Annotated in this window: 9 protein-coding genes; 6 read left to right on the forward strand and 3 right to left on the reverse strand. The window is 35.2% G+C overall.

From position 1 onward, the window contains the following. Positions 1-6 precede the first annotated feature (6 nt). The 3 genes from ACU8DI_RS01670 to ACU8DI_RS01680 all read right to left on the reverse strand — a co-directional run bounded on the left by ACU8DI_RS01670 (position 7) and on the right by ACU8DI_RS01680 (position 6,958). Complete coding sequence (locus ACU8DI_RS01670; protein WP_447110994.1) at positions 7-3,042, reverse strand: SusC/RagA family TonB-linked outer membrane protein; 3,036 nt, start codon at positions 3,040-3,042, stop codon at positions 7-9. A gap of 231 nt (positions 3,043-3,273) precedes the next feature. Further along, positions 3,274-6,075 (reverse strand): LuxR C-terminal-related transcriptional regulator, encoded by a 2,802-nt coding sequence (locus ACU8DI_RS01675; RefSeq protein WP_447110995.1) that lies wholly within the window; start codon positions 6,073-6,075, stop codon positions 3,274-3,276. A gap of 115 nt (positions 6,076-6,190) precedes the next feature. Continuing rightward, a complete protein-coding gene (locus ACU8DI_RS01680; protein ID WP_447110996.1) occupies positions 6,191-6,958 on the reverse strand; it encodes a M90 family metallopeptidase in 768 nt (255 codons plus the stop codon). Between the two features lie 100 nt (positions 6,959-7,058). On the opposite strand from ACU8DI_RS01680, the gene ACU8DI_RS01685 reads away from it, so the two are divergent. The 6 genes from ACU8DI_RS01685 (at position 7,059) to ACU8DI_RS01710 (ending at position 11,969) form a co-directional block, all read left to right on the forward strand. Continuing rightward, a complete protein-coding gene (locus ACU8DI_RS01685) occupies positions 7,059-8,513 on the forward strand; it encodes a membrane dipeptidase (RefSeq protein WP_447110997.1) in 1,455 nt (484 codons plus the stop codon). Positions 8,514-8,546: 33 nt separating this feature from the next. Further along, positions 8,547-9,020, forward strand: a complete 474-nt coding sequence (locus tag ACU8DI_RS01690) for a nucleoside deaminase (RefSeq protein ID WP_447110998.1) — start codon at positions 8,547-8,549, stop codon at positions 9,018-9,020. 36 nt (positions 9,021-9,056) lie between these two features. Next, positions 9,057-9,626, forward strand: coding sequence for a GNAT family N-acetyltransferase (locus tag ACU8DI_RS01695; RefSeq protein WP_447110999.1), 570 nt, complete (start codon positions 9,057-9,059; stop codon positions 9,624-9,626). A gap of 220 nt (positions 9,627-9,846) precedes the next feature. Next, positions 9,847-10,182 (forward strand): arsenosugar biosynthesis-associated peroxidase-like protein, encoded by a 336-nt coding sequence (locus ACU8DI_RS01700; RefSeq protein WP_447111000.1) that lies wholly within the window; start codon positions 9,847-9,849, stop codon positions 10,180-10,182. Between the two features lie 6 nt (positions 10,183-10,188). Next, a complete protein-coding gene (gene arsS, locus ACU8DI_RS01705; RefSeq protein WP_447111001.1) occupies positions 10,189-11,253 on the forward strand; it encodes an arsenosugar biosynthesis radical SAM (seleno)protein ArsS in 1,065 nt (354 codons plus the stop codon). Between the two features lie 2 nt (positions 11,254-11,255). Further along, entirely contained in the window at positions 11,256-11,969 is a 714-nt protein-coding gene (locus ACU8DI_RS01710) for a TIGR04282 family arsenosugar biosynthesis glycosyltransferase (RefSeq protein WP_447111002.1), read from the forward strand. Positions 11,970-11,993 lie beyond the last annotated feature (24 nt).

The following is an 11,993-nucleotide window of genomic DNA, read 5'->3' on the forward strand; positions in this document are numbered from 1 at the left end:
CATTTTTTAAATTTTAATATTCACTCCAACCGTATAAATAGCTGGTACTGGATACGTTTGACGATCAACACCATTGGCTACTTCAGGGTTAAAGCCATTATAACTGAATAATGTTAAAGGTCTTTCAGCAGTAAATGTTAATCTGGTTTCAGGCATATTCTTACCTAGTAAGGAACTTGCCGGTATGGTATATGCCAATTGTACATTTTGAATTCGGAAATAAGAACCATCCTCGACAAAGAAGGTACTCATTTTTTGGTTCCAAGCTCTTCTTCTACCTGCAGAAGATGGGTAAGAATTCGTCGTTCCTTCACCATGCCATCTATTGATAGCAAAATCAGCATCTATATTAGTATCATTGGTAAAAATAACTTCACCTCTTTTTCTATTTAATATCTCATTACCTGTCTGACCAGCCACTGCTACCGACAAATCAAAGTTCTTGTAAGATACATTGAAGTTTCCTCCGTAGGTAATATTTGGTAAATATGACCCAATCACCACTCTATCATCGGCATCGATTCTACCATCACCATTTTGATCTTTATAAATAAAATCACCTGGCACCAGCTGATTATTATTCTCTGCTAATTCATACTGCGCTGTAGGGTCTGCAAGTACTTGTTCTTCATTTTGGTAAACACCAGCAACTTCCCAACCGAAAAAGGCATTTACGGGTTCTCCAACAATGAGTCGTTGACGAAATTCTGCACTTCCAGTATCAAAATAACCTTGTTCACTATCAATTTGAGTTACTTCATTTTTCAGAGTAGCGATATTACCACCTACTGAAAAACTCCAGTCTTCATTAATAGTTTGGCTCCAGTTAGCAGCAATCTCTATTCCTTGGTTTCTCATTTCGCCAATATTATCCAATATCACTTCCGCAGTAATAGGAACTTCTCTAGGAAGGACTAAATTTTTAGTATCACGAATGTAATAATCCGCTTCTAAAGTTAATCGATTATCAAAAAAACGTGAACTTATTCCAATGTTAGTTTCTTCAAGAACCTCTCGCTTTAGATCTAAAAATGAATTCGTAGTTAAGATACCATTAGTTGGCACATCACCAATATCTGTTACGGTTTGTGAGGCGGTTCTGGCACCAGTACTTCCTGTTAACGACCCATTACCTAATTGTCCCCAACTTGCACGTAATTTCAGAAAATCGAAGGTATTATTGTCTTCCATGAAACCTTCATTCGAAATAACCCATCCTAATCCAACAGCTGGAAATGTTTCCCAGATTTTCTTTGGGAAACGACCATCGCCTTCATGACGTAAGGTAGCATTTAATAAATAAGTGCTTTTATAACTATACTCTAATCTTCCGAAAAATGCCAAAGAATATAAGCGATCACCAATTTCATTGACTTGGTTTTCAAACGTCGTCGGATCGGCAAAGTTCAAATACCAGGAAGATTCCAAACCAATACCTTGTATGTCATTACCAGTTGCCGAAAACTGATTGACTTGCTCGTCTCTATAAGAAGAACCAGCTATAAGTGTCACACTATGATCTCCAAATTGATCATCATAAGTAAATGTATTATCCCATATCTGGGTTGAATACGTCTGATCGGCTCTACGAATAGAAGAGGTTTCTCTTTGAGAATTTTCCGATATAAAATATGGCAATCTCACATTTCGTTCTGCGATGGTTGAGTAATCATGACTATACATGGTTTTAAATCGTAATTTATCTGAAATCAGCTCATACTCTGCATAGATCGTCGCTAATATTTTTCTAATCTTCAACTGATTCTCATTAAAGGTCATCACTGGAAATGGGTTTTGTGGACCTCTATAACCTAAAACAGTAGCATCAGAAAAAGGAATCGGTGTTGCTTCCGTATTTAAAGTATCAAACTTCGGTAATATTGGAACCGCAAAGTAGGCTTGAAACCAAGCACCATTCTCTGGGTTGTATTTTGTAGCATTACTGAAGATGGCATTCGTCCCGATTTTAAATCTATCAGACACCTCCACTTCGAAATTGGACTGAATATTAAATCGCTCGTATTCATTTTTCATGTCTAGTAAGCCATCTTGTGTAAAGAAACTAGCGTTAACACCATAATTCGTAGACTCACTACCACCAGTCACACCTATATTATGATTAGAAATAGGTGCTACTCTGAGTATTTCCTTAAACCAGTCTGTATTCACATTTGGGATATTAGGGTTTAAGCGACTTCTTCCATAACGTTGAATGGCATTTTCAACAAATTCTATGTCAGCTTCAGACCCAGACTCATAAGCCATAGTTACAAATTGCTCAGCATTGGCCATTTTCACAACATTTTGAGCATTCTGATATCCTGAATAACCATTATAAGTAAACACTGGTTTCATTTCAAGCTTTCCGCCCTTAGTTTCAATAATGATAACACCATTCACACCTCTTTGTCCAAAAATAGCAATTGACGACGCGTCCTTGAGGACTGAAATCGTTTCAATTTGGCTACTATCTAAAAAGTCGATGTTATCATAAAACATGCCATCAACCACAAACAAAGGATTGTTACCTCCAGCATAAGAATTAACACCACGTAATCGAACGGTTGGTGAATCACCAGGAGATCCATTACTTACGATTTGCACACCAGCTACTTTACCTTGTAAAGATTGCATCACATTACTATTAGGTGTTTTTTGAATTTCCTCTGCCTTCACGGTAGATATGGATCCTGTTAAATCCGCTTTTTTCTGCGAGCCGTAACCAATCACCACAATTTCATCTAATGCGGCAACATCTTCTTCCATCGCTACATTAATTGTTGTTTGACTCCCTACTGTGACCGTTTGAGTTTTTAGTCCAACATAGAAGAACTCTAAAACACTACCTTGAGTCACTTTAATTGAATAATTACCATCAAAATCTGTGCTTGTTCCTTTGGTTGTCCCCTTCACTAAAATATTCACTCCAGGCAATGGAATTCCATCCTCAGCACCTGTGACAGTACCACTTACAGTCACTTCTTGTGACATGGCAAACAATGAACAAAGGAAAAAGACTAAAACATTAATTTTTGCTTTCATATTGCATTCAAAATTTATAATTGATTAGTTTGGTTACAATATAAAATGCTTTTGGAGTTTATATAAATATCCTTTTACATTTTAAATACGTCATTTACGAAAACGTTATAGAAAAACAGCAATTGACGTATACTAAAACTACAAATAACCTAGTAAAATCCCTAATCAAAACCCTAAATGACGTAGTAATGACGTAGTTAAAAATGTAAAAAACGTAATTTATTAATACTTTTATTTGAAGTTTAGCAAATAAGTAGTCAAAGAAATATCATTTTCTAACTGTAATTTCTTTTTTAACCTATAACGATGTGTTTCTACACTTCTTACAGAAATGTTCATTAAGGGTGCAATTTCTTTTGTGGATAAATTCATTTTGATGTACGCACAAATTTTTAGGTCTTTAGGCGTGAGATCTGGATATTTTTCTATCAATCCTTTAAAAAACTCGTCGTGTACTTGATTGAAGTTATGCTCAAAAATCTCCCATTCATCTTTGTGAGCGATAGAATTGTTAATCTTCTTAAGAAGTTTCTTATAGGAATAATAATTATCGAAGTTATTCTTGTTATTTGTGAGTTCACCCTTAATCTCCATTAAGGTTTCATTTTTCTTCACTAAAGCCATAGCGGTATTTGCCAATTGCTTGCTCTTTAATTTCACCTCATTTCTCAGAGACTCATTTCTGAGTTGAATCAAATTTTTCTCATTTTCAATGGTCTTCTCTCTAATCAATTTTTCTTGTTCTTTATCAAATGCTATTTGAAGTAACTTTTGTTCCTTATTAATTTTGCGCTTGTGCAATCTATAGAAAACAAGCATGGCAATAAAAGCTAAGGCTGTGTATAATGCAAATCCGATAGTATTCTTATACCATGGTGGTAAACTGTTGACGTTTATTTCAGTGATGGGAGAAACTTCACCAAAATTATTTCTTGTTCTTATTCCTATGTTGTATTCACCATGATTAAGATTTGAAAGCACCAACTTGTAATTTTCTAATCGATACCATTTTTTATCATCGTAATTCAGAATGGCATATTCAAAAAAGTGATTTTCAGATTTAGGTGATGACACATACATGGTTATTTCCTTTTTAAAATCCAGATCAATTGAATTTTCACCATCGTTGTATGTGACAAGATCACCATTAACTTCTAACCGTTCAATAATTGGTTTGTAGACTCCTTTTTCACTCGGTGCTCTTTGATCGATGAGCATGAACCCGTCGTTCAGATTTAAAGCATAGGTCGAGTCACTTATTTTAGAGACATTTTCATAACCAACAATCAGTCTATTATCAAAGACTTCATTAGATAAAGAAAATTCATCCGTCTCATTTAAAAACGATTTGAATGTGATGATATCATTGTCATTTTTTAAAACCAGTTTGTTGACATCAGCTTCAGAAATCACATATGAGTCTTTACCCATACTATGATTCAAAAGATCAAAAGGCACAATACTATCTAATAATGGCTCATACTTTTGCCAGCCACTATTGGTTTTAAAACAGATATCATTCTTAATTTTTCGTACCCTAATATTGTAATTAGACCATATCCCCTTATCCGCATAGTTCTTTATGGAGGTTATGGTATCATAGTTGTCATCGAATTTTATTTTATAAAGCCCTTTATAAGCATGGGCAGCCCAAGCTGTAAATTGATCTTCAAAAACTAAGAATCGTAACGGCATAGTCGTTTCACCTAAATGCTTCACAGACCAGCTTTGGTTTTCTTTTTTAAAACGAACTAAACCAGCATAGGTTCCTTGTATATAGATATTTGATTTCTCAGGTACTTTTTTAAGCACCCATCCACCTGTGTTATCAGACAAGAGTGTGACTTTATTATTTCTCACTACAAAGGTCCCATCATTATGTCCACAAAATAATTCACCATTGACTTCCTTTAAATCCCAAACCTGACCTTGAGTTCCATCTATGAATTGCAGTCTATTGTTGTCGTCCAAATAGAAAAGTCCTGTATTGCTTCCTATATAAATCGTATCTTCAAAATTTATCACGTCATAAACCGCTCCTAACTTACCAGACACATCATTAAAAAAGTAATTGTGACTGCTCAAATCTACAGAGGCTAAACCATTATCTAAACCTAACCACAACTTATTATTTTTGTCCAAATACTGACTCAACACCGTATTATTGGCTAAGCCATTTTCTTTATTAACATGAAATACCAAATCACCATCCGCATTGGTTAAATACACACCATCCTTAATTGTTCCAAAAACCATTTGACCATCCGGCAGTATAGAAAACGAATTGAGTTGATGTTGTTTGATAATGTCATTTATTTGAAAATCAGTAGGCTTCAGAATATTGTTCTCATAAAGATAACTACCCTTCAATGAGGTGAGCACTAACAGTTTCCCTTGGTATGAGGCTATTGAAACAATTTTTGTATCAAATAGCTCTGGAACATTCAAAAATGGACGCAAGGTATCATCTTCCAAAACAAAAGTGCCCTTTTTCAGTGTTGAGACATACAACTTGTCGTTTACCACATTACAGGAAATGATAACAGATTCTGGTCGCTTTTTAACGATGTTACCATCACTTTTTAAAATATAGATATTAAGAAACGATCGAAAAACAATCTGATCTTTAAATGGTAAAATTTGCCAGATTTCTTCATCTTTCGATATGCTATCTTGAATGCTATCACTTAAAGAATGATAGATCAATTGGCCTTTTTCACCCGTTTTCCAAAAACCAAATTCCTCATAAGATCCAGTATATACTTTATCCTTTAATGCCAATACAGATCTTAATGTCGTTTTATTCGGCAGATCATAAAAACGCCACTTAAGACCATCATATTCTAGTAAGCCTTTATCATTGGCGACATAAACCTTTCCGTCATCCGCTCGGGATACGTCCCAATTCTGATTACCTGCATTATATTCTGAAAGCTGAAAATTCTTAAAATAAGGTGAGTATTGTCCATATGAATTTAAGGAAGCAAAAAGCATCATAAAACATATAAGAAAAGATTGTTTGATTGTGTTCATATCGTTTATTGAACCATGCAATAAGTCAACTACTACGCTATTGAATTCTAAAAGTAATGATAAGAATGAGAATTACAAACCATAAAAAAATAAAGTTATGACTTAGGGAGTAGAATTAAATTTTAATTCGAAAACAGTCTGCTAACATTTGATACAATTCTGGATGCTTTCGTTTCATTTGTTTTGGTTTTTCAAAAAAATATTCTGCAGCGACTGCAAAAAATTCAGCTTGCTTAGTACCACCATAAGCTCTCAAATCGGAAGCATCATTATTTATGGCTTCCATTTCTTCATGTATCAGTTTTAACCAAGGAATTGTATTTGCGTTAGTCATTAAAACCTCAGGAATGCCATCAATAGATTCATCCATTTTATCTATCAAATGTACAAATTCATGAATGGCCGTGTGGCGTGCATCATTATTGTTCTTAAAGCCATGATAAAGGGCCTTTTTCGAGAGTATCATTTGCCGTTCCAATCGTCCACTTCCAACTACGCCTGATATTTGTCTTGAATCCGCCTTGTCTGAAAATTCGAAGTCAGCGTTAAAATTATCGGGATACAGTAAAATACCGCTCAGCGTCGGGTAATGCCATTCCTTAAATGCAAATACAGGTATGACGGCACTAGAAGCTATTAATATCTTATCTGTCTCTTCGAGTTCAAAACCAACACTATCAATATAAACTTCACTCAAAAACTTCATCAATCGCTGTTGAAATCGTTTTTGCTCTTTCTTATCTAGTTTTTTATAAAACACCACTTCTTTCTGGAGAATGTCATGCCAATGCTCTGGAAATACTTGTACCGTTTTAAAATTCATTTTATAGAAAACATAGCCTACAAATACGGCAAGTAGTATAAAAACAATAAAATAGATCATGATGCTAACAGTTGAAAAAACGAAACTAAGCAATTTGAAAAGAATAGATTTTAAATCTGACAAAAATTGAATATCTTTTCAAAAGCATAACCAACTATCAATGAGCAATTCACACATAGACCTACATTGTCATCCGTCGTTAAAGCCCTATGGAAAAAGCTTTAAATACCAGCCACCTAAACAAAACAACTTAAATAGTGGCAGAAAAAATTCCATTTGGCATTATAGCCCACCAAATTTTCTTGAAAGGCAAGTTAATCGCTTACTAACATTGACAAAATTTACTCAAACCGACCTCACTGCTTTGGCTAAAAGCAACTGTGATATTGTGGTTATATCCTTATATCCATTTGAGAAGCATTTTCTTAAAGATAAGATTCTAGGCGTGAAGTTTATTCCAGATTTACTCGTCAACTTAGCAGCTGGCGTGAGTCAAAAACGCATTGACAACCTTAGAAATCACAACAGTTATTTTCAAGATTTAAAAGATGAGTATCATTATTATATGCAGTTGCATAATTATGCTCAAGTAGTGGATGGGATGACCTACACATATCGCTTAGTGAGCAGTTATTCTGAAATCTCAACTCATAAGAACACCGCAACTTCTAATAGAAAAATTATAAGCTTAGTCCCTACAATTGAGGGTGCTCATGCCTTTGAAACCGGACTACATAAAGACCGAAACACGGCAGATGAAATGACAGTAATGAGCAATATTGAAGCGGTAAAAAATTGGGAACACCCACCATTTTTTATCACACTGGCTCATCATTTCTACAATGAAATTTGCGGTCATGCTCGAAGTATTAGCATTGGGTTAATCAAAAAAAATCAAAACCGAGGTTTGGATACTGGTATTACGACGCTAGGATTAAAAGTTATTGACAAGCTTTTAGACAACACATCAAATAAACGCATTCTCATTGATGTCAAACATATGAGTACAGCTTCTAGAGCTTCCTATTATCGACTTCTAGAAACAACGTACCAACAAGATCAAATTCCAATCATTGTAAGTCATGGTGCCGTCAACGGAAGACGATCTATTACTGAAAACGACAAATCTGACACGCCATTCTCAGATCTTTTCAGGGAAGACGATATTAATTTTTACGATTCTGAAATTTTGCGTATTGCAAAATCAAAAGGTATTTTTGGCCTGCAATTAGATGAGCGTCGTATTGCTAGTAAAAAAGCCATCAGACGCTCAAGAATTTATTTTCCAAGTAAAAAACGACGCTACAAAAATAAATCGGAACTTATTTGGAGACAAATTCAACATGTAGCTGAGCTCTTAGATAAGCATGGTCTATTTTGTTGGGAAACTGTGGCTATTGGGTCAGATTTCGACGGTATCGTTAACCCAATCAAAGGCCTTTGGACTGCCGAAAACATCAAAGACATTGCGCCGTATCTCGTGGAGTGTGCAAATGACTATCTCAAAGAGCATAAGTCTGAGTTAGAAGAAAAAAATCAAATTTCGGCAAACGAAATAATAGACCGTTTGCTCTATATTAATGCCAATGAATTTTTGAAGCAGTATTTTATTTAAAACTTCGTTTAACAAAATCTAGTAGAATTATACATGGAAACTAAAAAACAATTCATGAAAGAAGCTGTGAATGCGGCTCTTAGAGGAATGAACAATAATGAAGGAGGCCCATTTGGCTGTGTCGTTGTAAAAGATGGAAAAATAGTTGGTCGCGGCAATAACAAGGTGACTTCTACCAATGACCCAACAGCTCATGCTGAAGTTACTGCTATTAGAGATGCCTGTAAAAATCTCAATTCGTTTCAACTAGAAGGCTGTGAAATATACACATCTTGTGAGCCTTGCCCAATGTGTTTAGGTGCTATTTATTGGGCACGACCAGACAAAGTGTTTTATGGTAGTAATCAAACGGATGCTGCCAATATTGGTTTTGATGACGCTTTTATCTATAAAGAAATTCCCTTACCGCATAAAGAAAGAAGTATTCCTTTTGAACAATTGGCGCGAGAAATGGCGTTAAAACCCTTTCAAGAGTGGACTAAAAAGCAAGATAAAATTGAATACTAATAAACCCATATTTCAATATAAATATTACCAAAATCGGTGAACATTATCATTAATGACGATATATTTGATGCTTTTCCAGAGTTGGAAAGTAAGCGTCTCAGCTACAGAGCTTATAGGCTGCAAGACGCTTCAGCACTGTATGACATAAGAGGTCATAAAAGTGTTGCCAAATACATGGATTCGGAGATTCCAAAATCTGATCAAGATACGAAACAACGAATTCAAAAAATGCAATCAGATTTCCAAAATAAGAAAGGGATTACTTGGGCCATTATTGATAAAGACTCCGGTAAATTAATTGGTGATTTCGGTATATGGCGAATAGATAAAGCAAATGCCAGAGGTGAAATCGGATATGTTTTACATCCCGATTATTGGGGCAAGGGTTACATGTCTGAGGCTACTCATACAATTATATCTTTTGGGTTTAACCACATGAAATTGCATAGCTTTGAAGCCAATGTTAACCCAATGAATTCAAACTCCAAAGCGATGTTATTAAAGTTTGGGTTTCGACTAGAAGCGCATTTTCGAGAGAACTATTACTATAATGGCCAATTTCTTGATAGCGAAATCTATTGTTTGTTAAAGTCTGATTTCCACTAAAGTTTCGAAAATCGAACGCTACTAAAAATTAAGTTCTTTCAACAAAGCATAAACAACGCTATTTTTTTGTTCAAATCATGGTCCTATGACATCTTTAAGGTCTTTCCTAAAAATAAATTAGTTCACTGATAATTTTTCTGTTAAGTTTGATAATAAATGTCGACTTAAAAACTCGACATCCCATTTTATCGTACATATATAACCAATGAATAATTAAGACATGTCGAAAACATATTACGACCCAGCCGATTTAAGAAAATTCGCAAAAATCAGTGATTGGAGTGAGGAATTAGGAAATAAATTTTTTGAATACTACGGAAAAGTGTTCGAAGAAGGCGCTCTTACAGCACGAGAAAAATCGCTCATCGCTTTAGCTGTAGCACACACTGAGCAATGTCCGTATTGTATTGATGCCTATTCACAAGATGGCTTACAACGTGGCGTTACCAAAGAAGAAATGATGGAAGCAATTCATGTTGGTGCTGCTATAAAAAGTGGTGCAACGCTCGTACATGGCGTACAGATGATGAACAAAGTGAATAAATTAGACGGATAGAAATACATGACAAAATTAAAGACCCAATCTTTACATAAACGTGAAAGCGATTTAGCTCAAAGTAACAGACAACTGGAAATTTTATCGAATGGTATCTTCAAAAATGGCGAATTACCAACCTTTAAAGATAAAATTTCAGAATCCAATCAGTTTCCTTTAAAAGCCAAAACACTAGAAATTCTTCAAATTAATGTGGGCTATATGTGCAATCAGGTGTGTGAACATTGCCATGTAGACGCTGGTCCTGATAGAAAGGAAATCATGACACGCGAAACCATGCAACAATGTTTGGACGTTATTAAACAGTCTGGTGCGCACACACTTGATTTAACAGGTGGAGCCCCTGAAATGAATCCTAATTTTAGATGGTTTGTTGAAGAAGCAGCTAAAGCGGGCATTCAAGATTTTATTGTGCGTTCTAACCTTACCATCATAAGAGCGAATAAAAAATATTATGACTTACCTGATTTCTTTAAAAAACACAACGTACATGTGGTTAGTTCGATGCCTCATTGGACAAGAGGAAAAACAGATAAGCAGCGTGGTGATGGCGTTTTTGATAAATCTATAAAAGCATTACAAGAATTAAATGCGGTTGGGTATGGAATGCCAGATAGTCATTTGAAATTAGACTTGGTTTATAATCCATCTGGTGCTTTTTTACCAGGTGATCAATCCTCTATGGAAAAAGACTTCAAGAAAGCTTTGAAGGAAGATTTCGATATTCAGTTTCATAATCTTTTTGCCATTACTAATTTACCCATTTCACGTTTTTTGGATTATTTAATTGCTTCTGAAAACTACGAAGATTACATGTATCAATTAGTCGAAGCGTATAACCCAGCAGCCGTTGCTAATGTCATGTGTACTAACACTTTGTCTGTAAGCTGGGATGGTTATTTATACGATTGTGATTTTAACCAGATGCTGGAACTGCCTGTGAATAGCAAGGCCAAACATATATCAGAGTTCAAACAAGAGCTTTTGGAAGGACGCAACATTGTGATCTCCCAACATTGTTATGGTTGTACCGCAGGAGCTGGAAGTAGTTGTCAAGGTGTGGTTGCATAACTATGAATAAAAAAACAGCCATATTAATTTTTGCACACTCTGCTGAGTTTGAAGCGATCCAAAAACCGTTTAAAGCCGCTGAAGTTTTGTTCGATGCCCTTAATACAAGGACCATTGATATTGCACAACGTTCTGGCTTACCTTATTTTTTATTTTCGGAAAAAAATCAAATTGGATCAACCTTTGGCGAACGTTTTACAAATGCCATTCAATCAGTGTATCATAAAGGGTTTGACAATGTTATAACCATTGGAAATGATACTCCGCATTTACAGTCACAGCATATTCTAAAGGCTGCAGGCCAATTAGAAAACAACGCTATTGTTCTAGGACCATCTAAGGATGGAGGCTTTTATTTGATGGGCTTACAGAAGACCTATTTTAATCCCAATACTTTCTTAAAATTGCCTTGGCAAACCTCAAGATTGCAAAAAAGCCTGTCTAAGTTAGTGGCAGCGCAACCTATTGCCTTATCATATTTAGAATTACTTGCAGACATTGATACTGTCTCAGATGCGAAGACCATCTCAGACAGTTTTCAAAAGCTTTCAAAACACATAAAACGCATACTGCAACAGTATATTTCAGTAGAAAAAAAGATCATTAATGTACGTAACAGCATTTTTGAAACGCCGCTACAAAAGCTTCTATTTAATAAAGGTTCTCCCGTATTCGTCCCTTTAACAACACCTCGAATACAGTTTAGAGATCACTAAATTCTCCACTTTAGAGATCCCAAC

This window comes from Psychroserpens sp. BH13MA-6 (assembly GCF_052983595.1).